The sequence below is a fragment of the Paenibacillus sp. FSL H7-0331 genome (assembly GCF_001956045.1).
Genome location: NZ_MRTH01000003.1, coordinates 436433 through 462182, shown reverse-complemented (window position 1 = coordinate 462182; position 25750 = coordinate 436433). Strand labels below are relative to the sequence as shown.

Sequence of the window (25750 nt, the reverse complement as noted above, 5' to 3'; positions counted from 1 at the left end):
TTGGCATGTTCATTTTTAGTATAGCACGTAAATTAGAAGTTTTTTAGAGAAAAATCTTGACAACTATTAGCTGGTTTAGTTTAGTTATAACGCCAGATAACTTCTCATTCGGATGCTTCCTTAAATCATTTTGCTATACAGCAAAGTGATGGTTAGATTCAGGACACATGGAGGTGTAATAAAGAAGAGTGCAATCAAGAATGCTCTTTACTATCTGGTGATGAGTCATTATTAAGGAATATTGGCTGTACATATTGTCTCGATATTAAAACCGTTTGGGAAGTTAGAGAAAGGCTCCTACTTTATATAAATGATCAAGAATTAAAGAAAATCGTAAATATTTATCATCTACAGAAATTACATCTAATGTATTATGAAATGATACTGTTTATATGTGATGATGTTATTAAGCAAGCTTATTTTTTGTTTTCTAATATTAAATTTGCTGGTTGTTATCATAATAACTGCGATACGATCAGAGTATAGATGAAAAAACTGGACTAAGAATATATAGAGGTTTTCATCGATCAAAAGTTGCTTAAATAATGGGTATTGAAATTCCTATCAAACTTGTAACAAGTAAAAGTTATGATCTTGAAAGATTAAATAAAACTCATATTTTACTTGGAAAATAAAAAGCTGCCAATGGCAGCCCTTAATCTACTTTAAAAATATCGAACCTATTGTCTTTTAATCCGGTGGTTAGACCAAATTTACTATTAAAATGCCAAGTCATTGGATAGTATGTTACATCATTATAAACTAAAAATGGATATTCTTCATTCCCATTATCCACCCATACATCATTGATAAAAATATTGAATGTTGGAAGGTGTGCATACATGTTTGTAGGCTGAGTAGAGGATCCCTCAATGCGTTGGAAACGCACACCCTCCCCAATCTCTGTGTCAGTTTTTTTTAATGATAAACCCACTTCACTTGACCAATTGTTTTCAATCGTAAGAGTTGAACACATATCATAATTCAACGGTGCGTAGATGATATCATTATACAAAAAAAGTGGGTATTTTAAAGTAGAGTTTTGAGCGTCTGAAGCTCCAGTTTTATAGTTAATATAAACCTTAAATGACGGAAGAGTAACTTTAACATGTCCAGCTGGAATAACTTCTTCAACATCAGATGTGGAAGGCGTAGGTTTATTCGTTGGGATTTCGCCTATGAAAAAGCCACCTTTATGATAGTGATACTCACCATCCTTTAAACCCCATTTTGCACAATTAGTCCAGCAAGTATGACCACCTTTAGAATCAGTCTTTCCCGGATGGGCACTTGAAAATGATGCAAAAGATAGACTGAGTAGTGCAATAGTAAGAATTGTCTTTTTGAAAATCAAATGGTACGACCTCCTAGTATGATTCAAATTACCCAGTAGATATTACCATGGAAATTAAATTACAGCAATTATATTTTCATATTAAAAGATGCATTTTAAAAGAAAGGGGGTTGGTCAAATGGAATGAACAAGCAGTCAACGTTGGGTCGTATTTCAAGCAATTGAAGAGAAATTTTTCAAGCAATTCCATCATATTCGAGACTTAGAAAAGTTAGAGCAAACAAAAGAAATATTTCAAATAGTAATTTTTTTGAGTCAATAATGTCTTAAAGGCGGCTTTCATAGGAAAACTTACAAATAATAGGGGTCTGTCAAATCTTTTGTGTAAACTCATTTTAAAAGACTTCTCCCCGAGGGGAGAAAAAAATTCAGCGTAGATGTTGGCCGATACGATCTGGATAATGTTGACGGAATGCCAACGTATCAGGAACATGTTCTTTTTCAACTAGTACAAATTGAGCATTCAACTCCCTAAAAGTTACTACAACAGGCTGCTCGTAGTACCTAACTGTGAGCGGATCAATCTCAAGAAAGTAATAAAACAAACACTCTCCCCATAAAGATTCATAGCTAATACTACGATTCATTTTACGACTGGGAATTGAACCAATAATGTGTTTATGCTCCCTACTTCCTTTGTTATTTACTTTCCGTTTGGGCGAGTACATTGCATCTTCTTGAACCCAAGACCTCTTACTTTTCCAATCCAAATAACTTCCTCCTTAAAAGCGTCAAATTATCGTCAAAAATTGATTTACATACATATTCCAATTATTCCACTAAATGAAAAGGTTTAAACTAATCAAAAAACAAATACAATAAGCAAAAAGCCTGAACCTCGTAGGTTCAGGCTTATCTAAAGCGACATATCATGTTCAAAGCACACGACATATGATCTTCCAACTACCGACATAATTAATTACAGCTTACACTACCACACCTTTTATCCTAATACAAACCTATATACTCAATTACATCTCCCATACCCGCAGTTGCTGCAATTTTTGCAGCCTTCACTATTAATCAGTGAAGCTGAGCCGCATGATGGACATAAATCCAGCGAGATTGCTGAGTTCCGATTGACTGCATACTGTGCGGTTGTCTCCATAATGACTTCCTGCGTTGCCGTTACATAAGCATCGGCTTCGTTCGGGGCACTTCCGTGTATTTCCAATGCCTGAGCCACTGCATCAGCAATAGATTCCACTCGATTAGGGCCAAAGCCGATTGCACCTGATCCACCTATACCCTTCAGATGCTTCGTTAACAACTGCACTTTATTTCCGTGATCACCATAGCGCAGGAATAGCGAGCAGACTCGTCCAAGAGCCTCGGACATCGCAAATACGTCGGACCCCGCCTTCCCAACGTTCAGGAATACCTCGCTCGGTGAGCCATTCATCTCGTTAATCGTAATGTAAGCCATGCCGAATGGAGTATTGAACTTATAGGTTGCGCCGCGCAGCACCTGCGGACGGCTTTTATACTGCTTATCCACAACCCCACTGCTCGTGATTGGTGCGTATGTCACTTGGGACTTCTCAACCTCGATAGAACCTCCAGCCGCCGCCGCTTTGTCTTTCTCTTGCTGTCTTGTTGGTTCTGGTTGAACTTTATCTGGCTGCGCTTGTTCTGCATTTGCTTGTTCTCCCTGCACAACCGCTTCCTTCTCTCCCTGCGCTACCTTGCTCTCTTCTTTCTTATCTGTTGAAAGCACCTGTACGTCACGACTTCCATCACGATATATCGTTACACCCTTGCAGCCCAAATCAAAGGCCAGCTCATAAAGTCGTTTCGTTTCCTCTAGCGTAAAGTCCGCCGGACAATTTGCTGTTTTGGAAATCGAGCTGTCCACCCACTTCTGAATCGCGGCCTGTACCCTTATATGATCTTCAGCTGACAAATCCATGGAGGTTACAAAATAATCCGGAAGATCCTCTTCGGCATGCGCATCTTTCCAATCCTGTGCTATCGGTACCAATTGCTTGTCAAAGCCAAGCCGGCTTTGCCTGTAGTATTCGAATGCAAAATAGGGCTCGATTCCGGTCGAAGTGCCAACCATTGTACCTGTACTTCCTGTTGGGGCCTGCGTAATCACGGTCACATTGCGCATCCCTTTTTGTTGAATCGCCGCTCCCACCTCGGGGTAAACGCTCGTCATCGTCTTCATGAACCCGCTTTGCAGAAAGGGCTCGGCCTCGAAGCGCTCGAAGCTACCCTTTTCCGCAGCAATGTCGGCTGAAGCCAAATAGGCTTCCTTGGCCATAAAACCGTACAGCTGATCCAGAAACAGCAATGATTCCGGACTTCCATAACGAATTTGCAGCTTGATCATCAATTCAGCTAAACCCATCGTACCCAAACCTACACGACGTTCTCCCTGCTGATTAATTCGATTTTCTTCAAAGTGATAAGGGGTCTTATCGATGACATTGTCGAGGAATCGTGTGGAATGACGCACGACTCTACCCAGGTCAGCCCAATCGACATCCTGCTTCTGCTCATCATAAAACTTGGAAAGATTGATTGCTGACAGATTGCATACACCCCAGGCTGGCAGCCCTTGCTCACCGCATGGATTTGTACAAATGATCGGATTAAAATACCAGCTGTTCGACATCTGGTTGTAATATTCCATGAAAACAACACCTGGCTCTGCCGACTTCCAGGCGGATTCCATGATAGTGTGCCATATTTCACGCGCTTTGACCGTACGCTGCACATGAACCTGCTTACCGAGCTTTTTCCATTTATCCAGATCGCCATTCCAGACGGTATCGTAATCAGGGTCATTCGTGTCTGGGTAAACCAACTGCCAATCCAGATCCTCCTTAACGGCCTTCATAAAACCGTTGCTGACGCATACGGATAGATTGGCGTTCGTAATCTGCCCCATCGTCTGTTTCACCGTAATAAAATCGACTACATCCGGATGCCAATCATTCATCATCAGCATTAAAGCCCCTCTACGACTGCCTCCCTGCTCGATGAGACCCGTAGCATAACTAAATAATCCTCCCCAAGAGACGGCTCCGCTCGATGATCCGTTGACACCTTTGACGATCGCACGTCGTGGACGCAATGACGACAAATTAATTCCGACCCCCCCGCCTCGTGCCATGATTTCAGTCATCTCCGATAACGTAGCCATAATACCGCCCCGGCTGTCATGGGGAGAAGGTATGACATAGCAATTAAACAAGGTAAGCTCATCACTGGCATCAGCACCGGCAGCAATACGTCCACCGGGAACTAGCTTCCAATCGTCCAATAAAGCTCTGAATTTCTCTGTCCACTCAGTCTTTTTTTCGGGAGTTGCTTCTACAGAAGCCATTGCCGATGCGAGACGGTCCCACATTTGCTCCGGCGTTTTCTCAATAGTTAAGGTAAGCTTTTCTACAGTCGAATCGACCAGTTCTCCATTACGGAGCTTCACTTTTACCTGGCTACCATTCCTGCTAACGATCTCACCAACTTCCTTTGCTGGAAATTTGGGATCGTCCTTGGTCAGAACCAGCACGGTATCACCGACTTGAGTCATACTCGTATCCGCATTTTTCAAGGCATAGCGGTCAAGAAAGATTTTTTCACTTAAACCATGGAGTCTGGAGCTTTCGATTTTATTCAAAGTAATAACCTCCCGAGGAATTAGATGCAATTAAAACACAATATGTAGTATGTATGAATCATTATAGTTCACTATATGTAGTTTTTCTAATAGGGTGATGACGAAATACAGCAGTTAGGACAAGATGCGGCGGCTTTTGCTTAATTTTTCTCTTTCTATCGAGGTTTTTCATTCGTTGACTTCTGCCTATCTCCTTGATACCCTATTCATAAGGATAATTTCGGTTATTCCGTTGCGGTAAGGGTTATTTCTAATTTAACATATTACGCCCAGATAATCAAACACATGTTCCCATTTGCTAGGAGGCATTCAATTGTATTTATATCAACATCAATTTGTACCAAAAGAAGAAGTAGCCATATCGCCTGATGATCGCGGATACTACTTTGGAGATGGAATCTATGAGGTATTCCGCGTATATAACGGAGAGTTGTTTGAAGCCGAGGGGCATTACCGCAGACTGGAAAAAAGCGCAGCAGATGTCCGTATTTGCCTGCCATACAGCATCAAGGAGCTTCATGAAAGGCTGATCGAGCTCATTCAACTTAACCATCTGCAGGAAGGTACTGTCTATATACAAGTAACACGAGGCAGTGCCCTGCGCTCACATCCTTTTCCGAGTCAACCCGAGCCTGTCCTGATGGCGTTCACCACTGAGATGCAGCGCCCTATACATAAGATGGATCAAGGGATAACCGCCGTAACTGCTGACGATATTCGCTGGCTTCGCTGTGATCTGAAGACGTTGAATTTACTACCCAATGTAATGGCCAAGCAGGATGCACTGGACCGTGGAGCCGACGATGTTATTTGGCATCGGAATGGAACCATTACGGAATGCAGCGCCTCCAACTTCATGCTCATTAAGAATGGAGAGCTGTGGACCCATCCGGCGAACAACCTGATCCTGCATGGGATTACACGCGATGTCGTCCTTAAGCTGGCCCGACAGCTTCAACTGGAGGTACACGAAACTCCATTCCTATTAGATGAATTAAAGCTCGCAGAGGAAGCTTTCATAACCGGAACCACCGTTGAAATCACCCCTGTGATATCCATTGATAATGTCCCTATTGCTCAAGGCTTTCCTGGACCGATCACGCGTCAACTGCAGCAAGCTTTCAGAAAGCACATCGGACTGGCTTAGGATTTTAATAACTTCTAATCTTGTATTTACCCTGAACTTTGTATATTTAAAACAGCTTTTGCTAGAAAAAACACAAAAAAACCTCCGAAGCATATTATCTCCGGAGGTTCCATGTTTCATTAGCGTATTTATCTGCCATTAGCTGCTCGGCCAATGCTATCTCGTAATCCGTTAACCCCTCTTCCACCAGCTCAACTCCCAAGCCTTCGGCCAAACCGATTCGAAAAGCATCCTCCACTTCAGGCAATGCTACAACAGCCCTTCCAAGATCGCGACACAGATCATTGATCGCTACCGCTTTATGTACAAATTGCTGCCGCAGCCGCTCCTGCAATCGCTCGCTTCTGAATAACAGCACCCGAAATAGCTGATCCACATCCATATCCAGCAAAATAGACCCATGCTGCAGCACCACCTGCTTTTGCCTCGTTTGCGCGCTGCCTGCGATTTTACGTCCCTCGACAACCAGCTCGTACCAGGATGGAGAATCAAAACAAGCCGCTGACCCCATCGACTCATATTTGCGCTTATCGTCTTCACTTGCCAGCTGTACCATTTCGGCATCCAGTCCCAGCTTGCGAAAACCAAGCACAAGCCCTTCACTCAGAACCCGGTAGGCCTCAGTCACACTCCGTGGAATTCCCGGGTAATTCTCAGCCACAATAATACTATAAGTCAACTCCTGATCATGCAGCACCGCGCGCCCTCCCGTCGGACGTCTAACGAATCCCAAACCTTCCTGCTTTAATTGCTCAAAATTGATTTCCTCGGCTGCCCGTTGGAAGTAACCAATCGACAGCGTAGCCGGATCCCAGCCATAGAATCGTACCGTTGGCGGCACCTTACCTTCACTATGAGCCGTCAATATTGCTTCATCCACTGCCATATTATAAGCAGGATGCTGCCTGCCTGATGAAAGAAACCGCCATTGCTTAGTCATATTCCTGCCTCCTCTTGAGCTTTATTTAGTGCTACCCACTATCATAATGCATCCGAACTAGTTATGAAAGTGCTTCTTTTCGTCCATACTACTACGTAATGCTAGCCTTCTACCAAGGTTCTTCCGAACGAGAAGCATGAAAGGAGACACTACCTGTGCAACCATCCGGCCCTAACGAATATATACGTCCCTTTAACGACCATGTCCAGCTGCATTTTGGACGTGACTGGTTTGAAGAACTGCACACGAAAGCGATGCGCAACGGGCCATGGGATGATTGGACTCTGTACCAGCTTGCCTATGAAGCTGAACAGGCCAGCCTGATTTCGAGCTTTGACGAGCTGCAATGCCTTGTGCACATTCAGAATGTGACTCCAATGAGCCATCAAATCGATACCGCAAAAAAAGTACTGACCGAGATGCGTGGCCGTGCGATTCTTGCCGATGAGGTCGGATTGGGTAAAACCATCGAAGCTGGTCTCATTTTAAAAGAGTATATCATCAGAGGTCTCGTCAAAAAAGTGCTCATTCTGGTACCAGCCTCTCTCGTACTGCAATGGGTTCGTGAACTGAACCAGAAATTTGCAATCCCTGCGGTTGCCCACAAAAAAGCCTACATGTGGGAGCAGGCCGACATTGTCGTCGCATCGATGGACACCGCCAAACGGGACCCGCATCGGGACATCGTACTCGGTCTCGAATACGACATGCTCATAATTGATGAAGCTCACAAGCTTAAGAACAAAAAGACGACCAATTACCAGTTCGTTACCGAGCTGCGCAAAAAATATTGTCTGCTGCTGACGGCAACTCCCGTGCAAAACGATCTGAAGGAGCTCTACAACCTCATCACCCTGCTAAAGCCAGGTCAATTAGGCGGACAAAGCAGCTTTCAGAGCAATTACGTAGTCGATAAACGCATTCCCAAAAACGAAGATCAGCTTCAGCATGAGCTGTCCAAGGTAATGATCCGCAATCGCCGCAGTGACGGCAATATTCATTTTACAAAACGAGTTGTCCGGAACCTGACATTAAAGCTGTCACCGCAGGAGCAAGCGCTTTACGAGGGCGTGACTGCATTCGTAAAAGGGCGGTTTGAGGATTCAGGCGGCGACTTCAGCAGTGCTTTATCACTGGTAACGCTTCAAAGGGAAGTGTGCAGCAGTCGTGATGCCGTATTCCTTACACTTGTGAACATGTTCAAAAAAACACCTGAGGATTCCCCATCACGGCCCCGCATTTGGGAGCTGATCGAGCTGATCCGCAGCATCAAGGCAAATACGAAGGCAGAGGCCGTTATCGAGCTCATCAAGGAGATCAACGATAAGGTCATTATTTTCACCGAGTATCGCGCTTCACAAGAATATTTGATGCACTATTTAAAGGAGCACGGATTCTCTGCAGTACCTTACAGAGGCGGCATGAATCGCGGCAAAAAGGATTGGATGATGGATCTGTTTCGCAATCGGGCACAGGTGCTTGTTGCTACGGAGGCTGGCGGTGAAGGGATCAATCTACAGTTTTGCCACAACATGATCAACTTTGATTTGCCATGGAATCCAATGCGGGTGGAGCAGCGAATTGGACGTGTGCATCGGCTTGGGCAGACACATGATGTGCATATCTACAATTTGGCCACAGAAGGAACGATAGAACAATATATTTTGTCGCTGCTTCATGAAAAAATCAACATGTTCGAGCTCGTAATCGGTGAGCTGGATACGATATTGGAACGCTTTGACAAAACGCAAACGCTAGAAACCCATCTAGCCAAAATGATATTAACCTCCCGCAGCGATGAGGAGATTCGTCGTAACATAGACGAACTGGGACACTCGATCTCGTCTATTCGTAATGAAGCCCTTCAGCAGGTGCAGGATGCAGCTCCGCTCACCTTGATCCTAGATGCCTTAGGACAACCGATCATCCACGACACGGAGGTGCTCCCATGAAACCTGAGCAGATTGAACGGTTCGTTATGCGTTTCCTGCAAGCCGAGAAGTGCGATATTATCGAAAAGCATCCAGCTTATGTCACCGCCAAGCTTTCCCCTTCGGCCGATAAGGAGCTTACCTTCCGCCCTTATTATTGGAGCTTTGTGGAGCGAACCGGAGTTGTACCAGAGACCATGACTTGCACCTTTATCTTTGAACCCGATGCGCACAACGCAGTAACCCAGTCTGCACAACCAGCTGCGAATCAACAACCGCAGGCCGTTGCCGGATATGTTACTTCTGGTGGGGTATCCCTACCCGCCGCAGCTGCGGTACCATCAACTGGCAATCCCGTATCACCACAACCGCAGCCGGACAGCATCCTTGGACGATATTTTGGATTTGTCCCCACACAGATCACCGCAAGGATTCCTAAGGATGAGGTCACCTTCGGGAGCCGTCGCTTGCTGCAGCTTTTTGATGTTGTCCGCAGTAAAGGTAAATTTGTTCACTTGTATGAGCAGTTCATACCGGATCAACCCAAATCACGTACCACCTCCGCCTATGAGAACTGGCTGCAAGTTAATTTCAAGGTAGAATTGGCCTGTGATATGAAGCGAAGCGAGATCCATTCACTGGGCATTCATTTGGGTACTGGCGAAATTCGCAGACAATTTCAAGAGCTGCTGCTAACCAGGCAGCTAACACCTCGTTTGCCTGCACACGTATTTCTGAATCCGGATACCATTACATTGGCACGCGCTGTCCTGTATCTGGAGCAGCACCTGGAACAGCTGCTGCGAGGATATGATCATCGATGGGCAGAAGAAGCAGGCAGCCGCTTGCAGGAGGAAATAGACCGGATTGACAGCTACTACAAGCCCTTAATACAGAGTACTGAGCTGGAGCACAAGTCAGATATTGAACAGCAGTATACGAACCGGAGACAGGAAATCGAATGGCAGTATCGGCCGCGCATCATGATATCCGTCATCAACTGCGGTCTTTTTCATTTACAAACAGTGGGTATACACAGTAGATGACGTATTGTGCTACGTGACAGCAAAATAAGTAACAAACTTTGTTTATTTGAGATACAGGTTGTAACAAAATAATTAACACATATTCAGTACAATAGATGCATAGCGAAGCAACAGGAGATGTCGAATATCACGTGGACATCTAGAAAGCAGGTGAATTTATGGATAAAGCAAAACTATGGGTCATTTCGTTACTGCTATGGACAAGCCTTTCACTCCCATCTTCACTCTCTTCGGCCGCATTGCCGCTAGCTGCCCAGACCGTGCCTGTACCCGCTGCCATGCAGACCCCGCCTGATTCCAATAGTATTGTGCAGGCACCTTCCTTCATGGAAGCTGTCCAGCAATGGATGAAGCAGTTGTCAGCTGAACCAGGCTACAGCGCGTGGAAGCAAGCAACCTGGTCGGGCTACTCACTCGGACCCGGAACACACGGCTGGATTGTCCTCATACAATCTGATGGTCGTGATGCTGGCTATATGGTCATTCACGCTGCCGATCCAGCTAATCCCAACAAGTACCAGCTTACCGAATACGGCAGCGGCGGGAAGCCGCTGTTCAGCCTGCAAACTCTGTACCGTTCACTGGTACAGCTCGAACTTATACATAGCTCTTATACAGTTCAGCCTTGGTACGTGAATCCTCTATATGCCCTGTGGATTGTAGAATCTGGTGGTACTTATTATTATCTGGATGCCATCACCGGAGAATCCTTGCCCATTGGTCAGCTTGACCTGCTTCAGAAAAATACCGATCAAGCAAACGCTGCTGACACTTCCTTACTTTCCGAACATACGATAAAGCAGAGACAGGCAATTCCTTCCTTTGACCCTTATGAGAAGCTTCCGTGGATACAAGGTGTACCTGCCAGCTTCACATCCTTTACTGAGCTTCAAGGTGAGCTTCAGCAGCAGCGAAGGTTAATCTACACGGCAGAGCTTTACCAAACCAAAACACGCATGGTAGTCGCAGTTATCGGCTTCCATCAATGGTCCAATGATGAAGCATTTCTACTGCTGGAACAGGATGGGCATCGTGCGATTCCCTACTCCTTCTTATCCCAATCTGGAAACCTTTTCCGATCCTCCCCTTAGGTTGTTCTCCTCCTTATATAGAAAAGCTTCCTACCTGCTGTAATCGACTTCCCAGTCGATCAGGATGGCAAGAAGCTTTTCATTTTTTATAATATCAGAATGTATAAGTTTTCAGCAGAGCTGAATATTCTGATATTGCAAGAAAAGCTACATTTAAAACACGGATGTATCTTCCTCGAATAGGCTTCGATCAGAAGCTTTTCTTATTAAGCAGCCCTTTAAGCCACATTGCTATTGCATAAGGTACCATTCCAAACCAACGATACGGCCAAGGCTCACGTACCTTTCGGTGAATAGCTCTTGTTTGCTTGCGAATTTTTCTTGGGGTTTCCACATAATCCAGCAGCTTCTCTGTAACGTATGTGACCCATTCTTCACCCTGTGCCAAACCTCAGTCACCCCCGTATTTCAAGTGTAACCGGGATCGTCTGTTTACAAACCTCTCAAGAAAGGGAACATCCTGATATAAGTCTCCATCACTGCATGGATTTGCTGACATCCTAAAGCTGCCAGAATAAAGAGCCTGCAAGGAGTGACAATGACGTTTACTTCATCATCTTATCCCTCTGCAGGCTCTCACCAACACATGTATCCATCTACTTTTTCATTACTGCGTACTGAATTACATTTTTTCCGGTGCTTTCAACCCAATTAAAGTTAGCCCGTTGCGAATCGTAATTTGTGTGCATCTTACCAAAGCCAATCTTGCTTGTCGAAGAGCTGCATCCTCAATCAGTATCGGGCTATCATGGTAGAATCGGTTAAAGCTTTGCGCCAAATCAACCAAATAACGGCTGACTACAGAAGGCTCCAGCTTCTGCGCCGATTGCTCCAGACGTTCCTTGAATACATACAACTGTTTCAACAGGGCTTGCTCGGAGGCGTTAACCAGCAGGTCGGCAGCATGATTCTCCAGCTTCAATGGAAGCTCCTCGCCAACTGCTCGCTCTCCAGCTTTGCGCAGCACACTGCTCGCTCTGGCATGGGTATACTGGACATAGGGTCCAGTCTCACCCTCAAAATTCAATGCTTCCTCCCATGAGAAGACAATATCCTTGATCCGGTTATTACTTAAATCGCTAAAAATAATGGCACCCACGCCTACTTCCTGGGCGATCGCAGCTTTATTGTCCAGATCCGGGTTCTTTTGCTCAATGATTTCACTCGTTTTTTCAATAGCCTGCGTAAGCAGCTCTTCCAGTCGAATCACATTGCCCTTACGCGTAGAGAGCTTCGCACCTTCAAGACTAACCTTGCCGAAAGGCACATGCACAAGACGATTATGCCAATCGTAGCCCATCAGCTCGATGACCTTGAACCACTGCTGGAAGTGAAGACTTTGCCCGGCGTCAGTCACATAAATACATTTTTCAAAATCATAGGTGGCCTGGCGATAGACAGCCGCGGTCACATCACGAGTATGATACAAGGTACCGCCATCTTTTTTGATCATCAAGGCTGGTGGCATATTGTAGTCATCCAAACGCACCAATTGCGCGCCTTCATCCTCTTCAAGCAAGTTCTTAACCTTCAGCTCCTCAACAATAGCAGCCATTTTATCATTATAAAAGCTTTCGCCCGTGTACGCATCAAACTTCACGCCGAGCAGCTCATACATTTTTTCGAATTCCTTAAGACTGATCTCCACAAACCATTTCCATAGCTTAATCGCTTCCTCATCACCTTGCTCCAACCGAACAAAGCACAGACGCGCCTCATTTTCCAGCTCAGGATTCTGCTCCGCTTCATCATGGAACTTGATGTACAAACGCTGAAGCTCTCCAATGCCTTCTGCTTCAACGGTAGCCTGTTCTCCCCATAGCTTGTACGCGACAATCAGCTTGCCGAACTGCGTACCCCAATCACCCAAATGATTAATTCCCACACAATGATAACCAAGAAATTCATGAATCTTATAGATTGCATTGCCGATCATCGTTGAACGCAGATGTCCAATATGAAACGTCTTTGCAATATTAGGTGATGAAAAATCGATGACGATATTACGGCCCTGTCCGATATTTTGCGATCCGTAGCGATCCTGCTGCTCCAGAATCTCACCAATTACACTGGATGCCAGATGCCCAGGCTGTAAAAATACATTGAAGTACCCTGCAACCGCTTCTACCCGCTGAACGGCCGGATGCTCCTTCCAGCTTGTTGCCAGCTCTTCAGCTATCGCTTGCGGCGCTCTGCGCAGCAGCTTGCTGAACTTGAAGCATGGCATCGACAAATCCCCCATTTGAGGATTCGGTGGGTATTCGATCAGTTCCATGATCGTCGCTTCATCTACGCCCTCTAATTGTGAGCCTAATTGTGTTGCTAACAAATGCTTATAATCCATGAATGATATGCCCCTCTCTACAACAACTGCTTGTCCAACGATGAAACTGCCTTGTATGCAATAAAGCACCCCGGGACGGGGTGCTTGTTAGACTTCAGTCCCAAAATACCGTTAATTGTCTATGAACATTATAGCTATCCGCAAAAATCGAGTCAAGCAGCAAAGTAACAAGAACCCTTTAAGCCTTAATCGGCCAAACGAGCAGTGAACATCGATTTGGCCATACGGGATCCATCACAGTAGATTTCAACCTCGATCTTGCAGTATCTTCGACTAAGCTCAATAATGTTAGGAACCAGATCGATTACACTATCGATGGGGATAGGCAACAGAAAAAAGTTCGATGAGCTGTCCAATATCAGGTTTCCCCTCTTCTCTTCTTTAACTATACGCATGGCAGCCTGACTCATCAAAGTTGTCATTAATCCTTCTGATACCATACCGACATGATTGGTCATTTGTGCTGATATCGTTCGGCGATAGAACAATTGTCCGTTCTTGTCACGCATTTTCTCCACACTGGACCAGAGCTGATCTTCAAAGGTTTCCCCGTTTTGCGGTTGCGTCTGTGCAAACTGAAGCGCCTTTAATACATCTTTACGGCTGATGACACCAATCATTCTACGGTCTTTTCCAACTACTGGCAGCAGCTCTATCCCTTCCCACACCATCGTGTGGCTGACATAAGCAACAGAGGCTTGCGACTCGATCGTCAGCGGATTTTTAGTCATGAATTGATCGACCGTTTGATCTGGCTCTGAGCCCCAGACATCTCTCGTCGTAATCATCCCAATGGGTCTATATTGCTCGTCAACTACCGGGAAACGGGTATGACCCGACTCTTCTATTAATTGCTGCACATCCGATACCTTATCTTTGGCATGGAGGACATACACTTGAGTATCTGGATCCGTTCTGAGTATGTCTTGAACCAGCATGATTTTCTTTTTAATCATTCTATCGTCAATGGCCCGATTGATCATGGTAGCCACTGTAAAAGTATCATAACTAGTAACGATTATAGGAAGTTCCAGCTCATCTGCCAGCTCTTTGGCTTCATCCAAGGGATGGAACCCCCCCGTAATCAGCACGCCTGCCCCCTGCCCCAATGCATACACATGAGCCTGCGTTCTGTTACCGACAATCAACAAATTATCCGGATCGATATAGCGTTTCATCGCTTCGAGCTGCATCGCTCCAATGACGAACTTATGTAACGATTTATGCAGTCCCTTGGCTCCACCAATGACTTCGCCATCCACAATATTCACGACCTCGGCAAACGTCAGTTTATCGATCTTCAAATACTCTTTTTTCTCCACGCGAACCGTACCGATCCGATCCTTCGTGCTGACGATACCTAAGCTTTCCGCTTCTTTAATAGCCCGATATGCAGTTCCCTCGCTTACTTCAAGCGTTTGAGCGACCTTTCTAACCGAAATGCGCGTGCCAACACTTAATTCTTCTATATATTGAACAATTTGTTGATGTTTAGTGAGAAACTCCTGATTATCCTCGTTCATGCTTTTTCACCTCACGCTACCGCTGTATCACTCTGTTTTTATATTATACGATAACAGCACAAAAAAACAGTTCCTTTCCACATTCGGAAAAAGAACTGCCTTCAACATCAATCATGACCGTCCCTTCATTATTCCTTCACTGCTGGGTAATTAAGGGTCAAATAGACCGGTGATAACGGATAAAAGGTAGTTTCTGTGCACGCATAACATACGGTGTAATAACAGTCAGCGAGCTCTTCCAGCTTCTCCCCGCATTTCGAGCAGCATTTATCAGGAAGCGATTCATAAAAAGTGCTTGAACTAACCAACATCCATCCCATCTCCCTAATAAATAGTCATTGATCCTACAAGCTAATACTGTATTAACACAGTTTATATTTTATTTTTTTATTGTATAACAAAAGCTCGAACTGTACAATACTGTTTTACATATATTTTTTTGTTGTATAACAATGTAAAAAGGACAGATCGAATGTACTCATTCGTCTGCCTTTTTAATTTCGAATATGAATCAAGTGAAGTATGTGCATGCTGAAACAACAAAAAAACCTTCAAAATGAATTGAAGGTTTTTCAGTACATATGATGCGGTCAAGAGGACTCGAACCTCCACGGGGGGTTAGCCCACACGGACCTGAACCGTGCGCGTCTGCCAATTCCGCCATGACCGCTTGTAGCGACAAGAGATAATATATCACGATATATTACTGATGTCAACGTTGTTTTTATTTTTTTTGTAAACAGGTTCATTTACACCAAATCCACACTAACCATCCAGCAACAATCCAGATAGGAAGCGTGAACAAAAGTCCGAATATGGTTCCTTTTAACGCTGAGCCATTGTCCGACATGCCCCCCACCTCCCTGTTTCCATATAGAGCATCATACCGCATTCCATACATTGTTGATGTATCCTATGCAGGCTTTTAATTTCGTATGACACATTCATCATGTTTGCATACAGGCTCCATATAATAGTCAAGAAGGGGGCGAATATATATGGTACTGCTTCAACTGATGATCGGCATTACTGCTGCTTTATTTATATGGGGCTTTATTCGGATGTCGTTTCACAGTTTGTTATGGGTCATCGGTATTACTTTGGTAGTTAGCTTGCTAATACCCGGAGCTTTTGCCTTCATTAGCGGAATTTTGCTCATTTTCATCGGCATGCTGGCCGCGCTAGGTGTGCTGTTTATTATCGGGTCCTTTAAGAATTAGAACATCGGACCGTTATGACTCAGATTAGACGACGTATCTAAAGCCATTCGTTATAGCGATCCTCCGTGTAGGGCTGATAATGATATTTACGATTCAGCTTCACGACATTACGATTCTGCTTACGGATGGCCACAGTTTCGTCATCCCAGGCGACCACGATCCCCCGAACATCATTCTTCGGATCAGCATCCCTGACCACGCGAAGCTTTGTGCCGTCTATGCGGTATTGATCCAACTGCTCTTCACTAATCATGATTTGTACGCCTCCCTTACATCCGTCATTAAGTATAGAATACACCAATCCGAGCACACAATAAACAGGACACGCTACATGAACCCATCAAAGGAGATTGTTGACTTGGACAAAAAAAACTATTATGTGACCGTTGGCTCCAGCGAGATATTAGAACCACAAGAAACCATCGGTAATTTTGATTTTGAGATATTGGCCACCGAAGAGGAGATCGACCAACTGCAAGAGCTATTCGAAGAATCCGAGGACGCACAAGACGATACTTTTTTCAGGGCACACATCCCTATCCGGTTGTACCATAATGACAAAGAAAATGACGCGGCTGATTATTATCTCTCTCAGATCTACAGCAAGCTGTATGAGCTCGGTACAGATGAAACCAAAGCCCATATCAAGAACATGAACATTCTGCCTCTACAATAACCAGTATGCTGATACAACAAAAAACCTATTCCCACCAAGGAGAATAGGTTTCCCTACTATGGATCGTACCCAAATACGATTAGCTGACATGTTCTTTGGAATCATTGGTTTCAAACCAGTAATCCAATACCTTGCTCGACATTACGCGCTTGCTGATGTAATCAACTTGCTGTTCGGAAAAATTCTGCTGCCACTCTACCCCAAGCTCATTGCACAACTTCACGATGGTCAACAGCTCGGACCATGCCACATATCTTTTGTACCAAAAAAATTGAGGATGTTCAATCATATAGGGATACAGATCATCAAATTCTGTATGTTTACAATCGAGGGCACGTTCAAAGTGAATTTTCGCTTCGCTTAACTTGGTCATGAAAAAATCGTTTGGAATTTCATTCCCCATAGCAAATGCCTCCTCTCTTATGCATAATAGTATTATAAATGAAAATGCGTTCAGATGGAAGGCTTTCCAACTTTGAAAATTATTCATCCCAACACGAAAATTATTCAAAAATAATGTTTCCATGCTCCATTGAAGAGATGCTTACCAGCGATTCAACTCTGATTCCCGACTCCCTGATTGTTCGTCCGCCAGCCTGGAACGTTTTCTCAACAGCAATACCTACCCCTACCAAATGGGCTCCTGATCTGCGAATAATACGGATCAGCCCTCTCGCCGCGTCTCCATTCGCAATAAAATCATCGATCAACAGGATACGATCCTCTGCAGATAAAAACTCGCGAGCTACCATAATATCGGTAACAAAGCCTTTGGTAAAAGACGGAACACGCTCACTGTAAATTTCGGTCGTGTCTGAGCTGACCGGTTTTTTACGACGGGCAAACACCATAGGTACATTCAAAATCTGTGCTGCCGCAAAAGCAATGGGAATCCCTGACGATTCAATCGTCAATATTTTCGTTACACCCTCTTCGGCAAATATAGTGGCAAATTCCTTACCCATCGCTGTTGTGAGCACAGGGTCCACCGCATGATTCAATATGGCATCCAGCTTGATCACTTCATTGGAAAGAACTTGGCCAACCTCTCGTATACGCTGCTTTAATAATTCCATCTCATATCCTCCATCCGAAAAATCCTTACTCGTTAACTTATCATAATGATATTCCGCGTTTCAAGTCCCACATCAATAAACTTTTGTAAGTTTCGAAACTTTCTGAGGGGGTAATACGTCAGATACAGTATATAGTGCCACAAAACAGCAGTTTTTTTCCAAATTGTCTGGAATTGGTCAAATTTACGCTTTGTTCTGGTCCCCTGTACAGAGTATGATTAGATTGGTTTTACATCTTAATGGAAGGCAGGATGCAGATGACAACGAAATCCAAATTACATACCTTGTCGCCAGCTACTATCGTCCTCATCTTACTATTATCAGGCTGCACCTATCCGACATCCGAGTCCGCAAATCAGCATCAACCCGGTACGCAGGATATGACACCTCAGCCCTTAACACTTGCAGAGCCTACACCTACTTCTCCATCGTCGCCTGCGGCTATTTACGAACCAGCACCTGCTACGCCTCCTGCAGCGGCCAACGCCAGTGACAAAGTATCCTTGGCAAGCGTGGAGCCTGCGGTCAAGTCGGAGCCATCGGTTAGCGAGGTCAAACCTGCACCTGCTAAGCCTAAGATCGACATTCGTGACCCCTACAATCAGGCAAAGCCAACGCTGCTCGGATTAACCTTGAATAGCTCGAAGGAAGGCGTCACGACTCGTTATGGCAAACCCTCTGAGCAATTCGTGATGGATGAGGATACGGATCCGATAACTGTACTTGATTACAAGGACTTTCTAGTCGGATTTAACAAAAAGAATCAACTAACCTTCATCGACATTCGTAGCGCCGAAATCAATCCTGGATTGAATGGGCTGAAATTAGGGCAATCGACAAGCCAGGTCTATGAAGCTTTAGGTAAGCCCGATACCAATACTAGCTTTGTTTTAACCTACAAATCGACAGGTGCCGTTCTCAAGCTTGATATCGATCCCAAAACTGATAAAGTGAACTCGATCAAGTTGTTCACCCTTCAAGAGTAACACAAAGAAAAAGCCTTAATCGGGTTTCTCCGGTCTAGGCTTTTTCTTTATGTTACTTGGTGAGAGATTTGGTTTTCCGGACACGCCAATAAATAATTAGCCCCACAACGACTACTACGGCAATGATAATACCGGTAATCCCCAAATAATGATGAACGACCCCCATAATTCTCGGCGCGTTCACACCAATAAAATGCCCCAAGGTCAAAAATGTCATACACCATATGAGCGCTCCGCATCCGGCAAACAACAGATAACGCCATAATTTTACACCACTTACACCTGCCCAATAGCAAGTAAAGTGCCGTATACCCGGTATATAGTAACCGAACACAACCGTCCACAGACCGTATTTTTTAAACCAGCTTTCGACAAGATCCAGCCTTTCAGGCGTCAACTTCACCCATTTTCCGTATTTATATAAAAAGGGCTTGCCAACAGTATTTCCCAAGTAGTAGCTGACTATCATTCCAACCATCGTACCCGCAAAGCTGGCCAAAAGTGATTTTCCAAAAGAAAGCGGCCCGTCAATCGTAGTCAAAGAACCCACAGTCGTCATAAGAATTTCATCAGGAATAGGTATACCCACAATCCCAACAGCCAGTAAACCAAATAGAGCGATATACCCATAACTTTCAATTAGTAGTAAGATTTCATCCAGCACCAGGACACGCTCCAGCATAAGATATGGTATAACGAATAAATTGGCATTCATAATCAAGTGGACATCATCTATTTTAACAGAAGTGCGCCAATTACCCAAATTCATGTCATGATATCATCCGGTCATTCATACCTTGTACTGTTCTGCATAGAACAAGCTGTATGAAGGGTGGACATCATTGCATGAGAAAGCTTGGACGCATCATACAAGTTGGTTTTACTTACGCCGGTACAGTTGTGGGTGCCGGATTTGCAACGGGGCAGGAAATATTGCAGTTTTTCACCAGATACGGTTGGCCTGCTACCCTAAGTATCTGCCTGTCTACTTTATTGTTTGTTACTCTCGGGATCAAGCTGATGCTGCTTGCACATGACCTTAAAGCCCGTTCCTATGAGGATATGAATACCTTCTTATTCGGGCGTTCTATCGGCAGGTGGACCAATCTGTTTACACTTTTTACGATGCTGGGCGTCTCCTCTGTCATGCTTGCGGGTGCCGGCTCGGTATTTGAAGAACAGTTCCATTTGCCTTATCAGTGGGGGTTGTTCATTACGTTGTGTTTATCCTATTTGATTTTGACTAAAGGTATGCAAGCCATTATGGCCGTGAACTCTGTTGTCGTACCGCTCATGCTCTGTTTTATCGGAATGGTGGTTTGGCACACTTGGAGCTTACCCGGCTCTGGTAACTGGCTGGAGCTTACCTCTGACTTCAGCCTCGGACAAACCGGCCTTTCTCCCCTGCTGTACGCTGCTTTTAATCTATCGATGGCACAGGGAGTGCTCGTCCCTCTCGGTGGCCAAATTCAGGATCGTCATACGCTATATTGGGGCGGAGTAACGGGAGGACTGATCATCGGACTGATGCTCTTGGCTGGACACTTCGCCTTATCAGCTCAAATGCCTGGCATTGCTCAATTCGATATACCGATGGGACAGCTCATTTCCAGTATAGGGTGGGTATGGCAGCTGCTTTTTGCATGCGTCATCTACGGTGAAATCTTCACTACCTATATTGCTGATTTGTTTGGTATATCCAGACAAATGGAGCAGCATCTCCAAATTCCACGCGTATGGATCGTGCTTTCTCTATTATTATTTACCTATATAATCAGTCAGTTTGGGTTTAAATCGCTCCTCGCCACCTTGTATCCGCTCTTCGGGCTGTTCAGCCTTGCCTGGATGTTCATGCTTCTCTGGCCCAGAAAGCGTGGATTCCACACGAACTAATGAGAGGACAAGGGATAACCTCAGCACCATAAACAGCATCCCAAAAAGCATGAATACAAAGCCGCATACCAGATATCCGTAATGGTACAAAGGGTAGCTCTGGGCATCACGTATCACGGCCAGCACATCAGCTAAAAGAAACAAGCTTCCAATCGTAAAAACACCAATTAAAGCGTAATCAAAATAAGTCCACCTCAGTAAATGCCGAAAGCTGCCATCCAGAAGTTTGCCATTCACCGTCTCTTGCTTGCGTCTTTCCTGAAGCTGATTCATGGTGAGCCAAGCCATCAGCACCGCAGATCCGGTTACCAATAGCCCAATCAACCCGGCTATTATGGCCAATGTCTGGTTCATTTCCTAAACACCTCTCTATCTTCATTCACTGTGACTGCATAGATAATACATGTATAAGCCATAAGGTGCAAGTAAAAGTTAAAATTGGAAATATCCATAATAGCGCCAGCATGATACCCATAGGGTATGTGCCGGCGTGACCCCACACAAATGCTTTATTAAAGCGGTGCACCCACGGGATTTCCGCTGATGGCTCAGCCGCATGCCTTGTATACGAAGTAATAACTCCCCGTTTCCAGCCAATGTGGTAGGTGATTTCCCTTTCTCTGTGCTGCTTCGGCTCCATCATTGCGCCCCCGTTCGAATTCCTATATACTATAGTATTTAGTTACACCCAAAAAAGCAATCAGTTTATGAGAAAGTTTTCAATTTACGAGGAGCGTTGTGTCATGTGGTTTGTGTTTGCAGCCGCTTCAGCGGTCTGCTTCGGTTTGAGAGGCATCTTGTATCAATGGACATCGCAGCGTCCCATTGACCGTAATTTACTGCTGCTGGGCGTTTATTTGTCTGGATCGATCATCGCATTCACCGCTAACCTGATCGTAGGGCAGCCTGGGTCATTAGGAGCTTGGGTAGGCGTCCTTATGGGCTTGTTCTCCTTTATATCCAATGCCTCCATGTACCGCGGCTTTGCTGTAGGCAAGGCATCGCTGGTGGCCATGTTTACCGGACTCCCCCCCGTTGTAGTCGTGATAGCAGCCTACCTGGTATGGGGGGAAAAGCTGAGTCTTTGGCAATCGCTCTCCTTTGTTATTATCGTTTTGGGTCTGTTATTAATCCGTTATTCCAATGATATATCGTGGAGAAATCTCAAAGGTGCTGGCTGGGGAGCTCTAGCCATGCTTGGCTTCGGGTTAACCGATTTATTTTCCAAGCAAGCTACCCTGCTCGGCGCAGAAATTCTGCCCACCCTGATCGCCATGTATGTAACCGGCACAATCCTGTTCGGTATTGCATGGCTGCTTAACAAGCGAAGGCTGTCGGTTATCCAGAGAGAAACGGCGGCGGCTGTTGAAGCGAATCCTTCAGGTAAGGACCCGGCTGAGGTCTCACATTTCAGTCAAGCAGCAGCGGAGCTTAACACTCCAGTCTTGTGGAGCACAGCCAAGACCTTATTGTGGGGCCTTGTCATTGGCCTGACCAATATATCCGGCATGATGCTGGTCATGCCTGCCTTTAAGCTGGGGGTAACCGGACTTGTATCTGCAGTAATTGCGATGAACGTCATTCTCGTATTGTTATACGCTCGATTTGGACTTAAGGAACGTTTTAGTCCGTTGGAGACATGCGGTCTATCTCTTGCTCTGATCGGCATTATCGTGCTCCGTTTGGCTGGCTAATGGTACAAGGGACAGTGAATTCATTTATCCAGGGCTAACGTTATCGACACGACAAATAAACTGCATCCTGGTGATGGCAGTTTATTTGTCATGTCGATAGTAAGCGACTATTCTTCTTTTCGGTAGCTCCTGTAAACCGTCTTCAGCTGTTGAACCACACGAGACATGGAATACGTATTTTTGGCTTTATCCCATGCGATACGGCTTAGATTGTAGCGATATGTTGGATCACCTGTCACCTTTTCCAGAGCATTCGTTAGTGCAGCCACATCGTCGACAGGTACAAGCAGACCATTTTGCCCGTGATTGATTTGCTCAGGAATACCGCCAACATCGGTCCCGATTAAGGCAAGCCCGCACAACGCAGCCTCGGCAAAAACCGAACCGAAGGACTCCGCACGGGAGGGCAGGACGAACACGTCAAAAAACGGCATAAAGTCCTCGGGATGCAGCATATAGCCATAAAAAATAATTTCCTCGTAAATATTCAGTTCAATGGCCATCTGTTCAAGCTCAGGTCGAATCGGTCCATCGCCAATGAGATGCAGAACAAAAGCTTGCCCGCTCTTTTTCAGTTCTGCACAGGCAAGCAGCAATATATCTATGCCTTTGGCCGGAACTAAACGGCATACCGTAATCAGCTGGGGGATTTTGTTTTCATGAGGAACCGGACGAAACCGTTTTTCGTCAAATCCGTTAGGTATGACACCTATACGCTCGGGTTCCTGTACAAATTCACCCAAATATTGCTTGAAGGAATTCGACACGGTGAGCAGTTGATCCACCCTATCTTCCAGCTCACAGTAGATCGAGGTCAGGAATGCATGCTCAACTCCATTTGGCTCTATTTTACCATTAAGGATAAGCTCCTTCTCATAACTGGAATGCACCGTCATAATGACCGGAGTGTCCGGATACAGCTGCTTCATCACGAGTCCTACAATAGGATGGTGAGCATGAATCACATCATAGGATTTGGTAATCCGAAGCTTCGTCCACCATACATAATCCTTATAGGTTTGAATATATTTATCGACAATCGGATTGCCCGCGTACATTTCCCAATCGAAGGTTGCAAATTTTACCGGCTCAGTTCCCTTGCCTCGTACCCGTTTCGGAAGTGAAAAGAGCTCCATCTCCCAACCACGCTTGTTAAATCGGTCCAGAATGAAAGGAATCATGGAAGATACGCCACCCGGCTGCTCTGGCGGAAAAAATAATGCTTGTAATATATTCATGAGTGCCCTCCGTAGTATCACATCTTAATTTTAAATTTTATGACATATGCCTGCATCAATGATATCGTATCAGGTATGTATGACCACTACAAGCGTATTCGCGAAAAGAAGAATGTTGACCAAAACGAATGTACGTTTCTATAATAAAGGATATCTCTCCATGAATGCGAGGCTTATATCACTAATGAATGCGCTAAATTTATCAGATTTGTGGATCGGGACTTTGGGAACCATTATTTCTTACACGATTATTGTCGTTATCCTGCTGCTGACCCTGCTCGTTTCCTTTCGGTTGCTGGTCAATCGCAGAAAGATCGGTTATCTTTCCATGATGTTGTCATTAGTTATTCTGATCGCACAGTATGGGCAGCTAATTCAGTTTCAATTGTATCCGACCCCGAATGAGACGGCGGTATTCATTGCACTCATTTTGAAAGCATCGGCTTTTTTATTGGTCAATATCGGTATTTTTCAGCTTTACAATCCTACAAAGGCCAAAGATGGAATCATCATTGGAGTCATCTGTGGTATCATGGCACTTGTTGCAGCTACTTACTGGTATATTCCTGGCAGCTTTGAGGGCAGTCCAGAGCAGATTAAACAGCTTCAGCCGCTCGGTCTGGAACTATTCATGTTCGTGATCATTTTTGTCAGCTTCATGCTCGTTAATCCACGAATTGGGCAAAATGGCAAGTTCCAGCTTATGCTGACTCTTTACTTTTGCTCACATATGATTTACATGACGAACAAGTATTTGTTTAACGGGACCCAGGGGGTTCTCACCAAGCTTGAACAATTGTTTCCCATGGCCTTTCATATTGTGCTGTTCCTGTTTATTTTCGAACGTATTATTGAAATGATGCAGGCGATTTATAATTCTTCGATCCGTGATGGATTGACGGGACTTTATAATCGCAAATTTTATTACAATCGTGTGAACCAGCATCTGGCGCAGCATATTAAGGTATCCGTCATTTTCAGTGATATCGATAACTTCAAAAAGCTTAATGATACCAAGGGGCACCATATGGGCGATCAGGTGCTCAAGCAGGTGGCTCAGATCGCCAAGGAGGTTGCTGAACCCGATGGAATTTGCGGCCGTTATGGCGGTGAAGAAATTGTGGTGATGGTTATTGGCGACAAAGATGAAACGTCTGAAATAGCTGAAAAAATTCGGGCGCGGGTGGAAGCTGAGACGATCGTAACCGTGAGTGTAGGCTTTAGCTGTTACAGTAAGGGCATCGGTGCTGACGAGCTCATCAAGCAAGCGGATGAGGCGATGTATAAAGCCAAAACGACCGGTAAAAACAAAGTCATTGCTTACGCATGACAACAAACAAAAGGGCGAGGATGCATGGTCATGCACCTTCGCCCTTTTGTTTATTTACAATTATCCGGATGTACTGGATACCTTGCCGTTACGGAACGTTACTTTAATAGAAGTTCCTTCTTTAGTCTTGTACTCATAGGTTTGTATTTTGTTAACGCCGCCATCGTCCTGCGATTCGCTAATCAATTTCCCCATTTGACCCATGACTTTAGCTGCCTCATCATATGTCATTCCAAATTCGACTTTTTCTAATTGACTCAATGTAGCAGTGGGCTGCTCCTTTGCCCCATCTGGTCTCGGAACCTCAGGTGCAGCTGGCGTAGTTCCAGCTGGTGGAGTTGTAGCAGGAGGTGTCGTTGTACCTGCCGCAGGTGGCGTTGCTGTGCTTGGTGCTGGTGTCGTCGTTGTAGGAGCCGGTGTCGGTGCGGGCACTGGTGTAGTAGGTGTCGTAACCTCTCCTGGTTTTGCTGCTGGTGTCGTGTCTTTCGTGCATCCGGAAAGGATGATGGTCAAAGCAGCGACTAGTATAATAAGTTGGCGCAAAGAATATCTCCTCCCTTTCTTCTAAGTTGTCAGGAATATGATTCCCAGAGGTTATATTTTTCAAACCTCGTACCTATTATAACGCAATAT

The 25750-nt window shown here is 45.0% G+C and carries 24 protein-coding genes and 1 tRNA gene; 10 read left to right on the top strand and 15 right to left on the bottom strand.

The annotated features are described in order from the left end of the window. Positions 1–655: 655 nt before the first annotated feature. From BK127_RS06940 to BK127_RS06930, 3 genes are all read right to left on the bottom strand, one after another. On the bottom strand, positions 656–1354 hold the full coding sequence (locus tag BK127_RS06940; RefSeq protein WP_076229251.1) for a YHYH domain-containing protein: 699 nt from the start codon (positions 1352–1354) through the stop codon (positions 656–658). A gap of 368 nt (positions 1355–1722) precedes the next feature. Further along, positions 1723–2064 (bottom strand): hypothetical protein, encoded by a 342-nt coding sequence (locus BK127_RS06935; protein WP_076229250.1) that lies wholly within the window; start codon positions 2062–2064, stop codon positions 1723–1725. Positions 2065–2321: 257 nt separating this feature from the next. Continuing rightward, entirely contained in the window at positions 2322–4982 is a 2661-nt protein-coding gene (locus BK127_RS06930; RefSeq protein ID WP_076229249.1) for an adenosylcobalamin-dependent ribonucleoside-diphosphate reductase, read from the bottom strand. A 313-nt stretch (positions 4983–5295) separates the two neighbouring features. On the opposite strand from BK127_RS06930, the gene dat reads away from it, so the two are divergent. Further along, the gene (gene dat / locus BK127_RS06925; protein ID WP_076229248.1) at positions 5296–6129 is read left to right on the top strand and encodes a D-amino-acid transaminase; all 834 of its coding nucleotides are present in this window, start codon (positions 5296–5298) and stop codon (positions 6127–6129) included. Positions 6130–6223: 94 nt separating this feature from the next. Here dat and BK127_RS06920 read toward each other — a convergent pair whose 3' ends face one another. Next, positions 6224–7069: a lipoate--protein ligase family protein gene (locus tag BK127_RS06920; protein WP_076229247.1), complete on the bottom strand. Its 846-nt coding sequence runs from the start codon at positions 7067–7069 to the stop codon at positions 6224–6226. A 155-nt stretch (positions 7070–7224) separates the two neighbouring features. Here BK127_RS06920 and BK127_RS06915 point away from each other — a divergent pair, with 155 nt between their 5' ends. The 3 genes from BK127_RS06915 (at position 7225) to BK127_RS06905 (ending at position 11137) form a co-directional block, all read left to right on the top strand. Beyond that, the gene (locus BK127_RS06915) at positions 7225–9021 is read left to right on the top strand and encodes a DEAD/DEAH box helicase (RefSeq protein WP_076229246.1); all 1797 of its coding nucleotides are present in this window, start codon (positions 7225–7227) and stop codon (positions 9019–9021) included. Beyond that, entirely contained in the window at positions 9018–10046 is a 1029-nt protein-coding gene (locus tag BK127_RS06910) for a YqhG family protein (protein WP_076229245.1), read from the top strand. The genes BK127_RS06915 and BK127_RS06910 overlap by 4 nt, the downstream gene beginning before the upstream one ends. 158 nt (positions 10047–10204) lie before the next feature. After that, on the top strand, positions 10205–11137 hold the full coding sequence (locus BK127_RS06905) for a hypothetical protein (protein WP_076229244.1): 933 nt from the start codon (positions 10205–10207) through the stop codon (positions 11135–11137). A gap of 190 nt (positions 11138–11327) precedes the next feature. On the opposite strand, the gene BK127_RS06900 is transcribed toward BK127_RS06905, so the two are convergent. The 5 genes from BK127_RS06900 to BK127_RS06880 form a co-directional block, all read right to left on the bottom strand. Further along, positions 11328–11525 carry a YqzE family protein gene (locus BK127_RS06900; RefSeq protein WP_076229243.1) on the bottom strand — a complete coding sequence of 66 codons (198 nt, stop codon included), beginning with the start codon at positions 11523–11525 and terminating at the stop codon, positions 11328–11330. Between the two features lie 234 nt (positions 11526–11759). Beyond that, positions 11760–13481: an arginine--tRNA ligase gene (argS, locus tag BK127_RS06895; protein ID WP_076229242.1), complete on the bottom strand. Its 1722-nt coding sequence runs from the start codon at positions 13479–13481 to the stop codon at positions 11760–11762. Between the two features lie 185 nt (positions 13482–13666). After that, on the bottom strand, positions 13667–15004 hold the full coding sequence (locus BK127_RS06890; RefSeq protein ID WP_076229241.1) for a DRTGG domain-containing protein: 1338 nt from the start codon (positions 15002–15004) through the stop codon (positions 13667–13669). Positions 15005–15132: 128 nt separating this feature from the next. Then, a complete protein-coding gene (gene yhfH, locus BK127_RS06885; RefSeq protein WP_076229240.1) occupies positions 15133–15315 on the bottom strand; it encodes a protein YhfH in 183 nt (60 codons plus the stop codon). Positions 15316–15589: 274 nt separating this feature from the next. Beyond that, positions 15590–15674: transfer RNA gene (locus BK127_RS06880), tRNA-Leu, on the bottom strand. A 328-nt stretch (positions 15675–16002) separates the two neighbouring features. Between BK127_RS06880 and BK127_RS06875 the strand changes: the two genes are divergently transcribed. Further along, a complete protein-coding gene (locus tag BK127_RS06875; protein ID WP_076229239.1) occupies positions 16003–16224 on the top strand; it encodes a hypothetical protein in 222 nt (73 codons plus the stop codon). 37 nt (positions 16225–16261) lie between these two features. Here BK127_RS06875 and BK127_RS06870 read toward each other — a convergent pair whose 3' ends face one another. Then, positions 16262–16477, bottom strand: coding sequence for a hypothetical protein (locus BK127_RS06870; RefSeq protein WP_076229238.1), 216 nt, complete (start codon positions 16475–16477; stop codon positions 16262–16264). 105 nt (positions 16478–16582) lie between these two features. On the opposite strand from BK127_RS06870, the gene BK127_RS06865 reads away from it, so the two are divergent. Next, positions 16583–16900 carry a hypothetical protein gene (locus BK127_RS06865; RefSeq protein WP_076229237.1) on the top strand — a complete coding sequence of 106 codons (318 nt, stop codon included), beginning with the start codon at positions 16583–16585 and terminating at the stop codon, positions 16898–16900. 79 nt (positions 16901–16979) lie between these two features. On the opposite strand, the gene BK127_RS06860 is transcribed toward BK127_RS06865, so the two are convergent. Next, a complete protein-coding gene (locus BK127_RS06860; protein WP_076229236.1) occupies positions 16980–17303 on the bottom strand; it encodes a hypothetical protein in 324 nt (107 codons plus the stop codon). Between the two features lie 100 nt (positions 17304–17403). Next, entirely contained in the window at positions 17404–17976 is a 573-nt protein-coding gene (locus tag BK127_RS06855) for a xanthine phosphoribosyltransferase (RefSeq protein ID WP_076229235.1), read from the bottom strand. A 284-nt stretch (positions 17977–18260) separates the two neighbouring features. Between BK127_RS06855 and BK127_RS06850 the strand changes: the two genes are divergently transcribed. After that, the gene (locus BK127_RS06850) at positions 18261–18962 is read left to right on the top strand and encodes a DUF4309 domain-containing protein (protein WP_256711201.1); all 702 of its coding nucleotides are present in this window, start codon (positions 18261–18263) and stop codon (positions 18960–18962) included. Between the two features lie 52 nt (positions 18963–19014). Here the strand turns inward: BK127_RS06850 and BK127_RS06845 are convergent, their stop codons facing one another. Beyond that, entirely contained in the window at positions 19015–19731 is a 717-nt protein-coding gene (locus tag BK127_RS06845) for a DedA family protein (protein ID WP_305954284.1), read from the bottom strand. Between the two features lie 77 nt (positions 19732–19808). Between BK127_RS06845 and BK127_RS06840 the strand changes: the two genes are divergently transcribed. Together BK127_RS06840 and BK127_RS06825 are read left to right on the top strand one after the other, a co-directional pair. Continuing rightward, complete coding sequence (locus BK127_RS06840; protein ID WP_076229234.1) at positions 19809–20855, top strand: YkvI family membrane protein; 1047 nt, start codon at positions 19809–19811, stop codon at positions 20853–20855. A 743-nt stretch (positions 20856–21598) separates the two neighbouring features. Then, on the top strand, positions 21599–22549 hold the full coding sequence (locus BK127_RS06825) for a DMT family transporter (RefSeq protein WP_076229231.1): 951 nt from the start codon (positions 21599–21601) through the stop codon (positions 22547–22549). A gap of 107 nt (positions 22550–22656) precedes the next feature. On the opposite strand, the gene BK127_RS06820 is transcribed toward BK127_RS06825, so the two are convergent. Continuing rightward, on the bottom strand, positions 22657–23787 hold the full coding sequence (locus BK127_RS06820) for a glycosyltransferase family 4 protein (protein WP_076229230.1): 1131 nt from the start codon (positions 23785–23787) through the stop codon (positions 22657–22659). Positions 23788–23971: 184 nt separating this feature from the next. On the opposite strand from BK127_RS06820, the gene BK127_RS06815 reads away from it, so the two are divergent. Beyond that, the gene (locus BK127_RS06815) at positions 23972–25117 is read left to right on the top strand and encodes a GGDEF domain-containing protein (RefSeq protein WP_144026391.1); all 1146 of its coding nucleotides are present in this window, start codon (positions 23972–23974) and stop codon (positions 25115–25117) included. Between the two features lie 60 nt (positions 25118–25177). Here BK127_RS06815 and BK127_RS43590 read toward each other — a convergent pair whose 3' ends face one another. Further along, entirely contained in the window at positions 25178–25660 is a 483-nt protein-coding gene (locus BK127_RS43590; protein ID WP_076229228.1) for a hypothetical protein, read from the bottom strand. Positions 25661–25750: the final 90 nt, after the last annotated feature.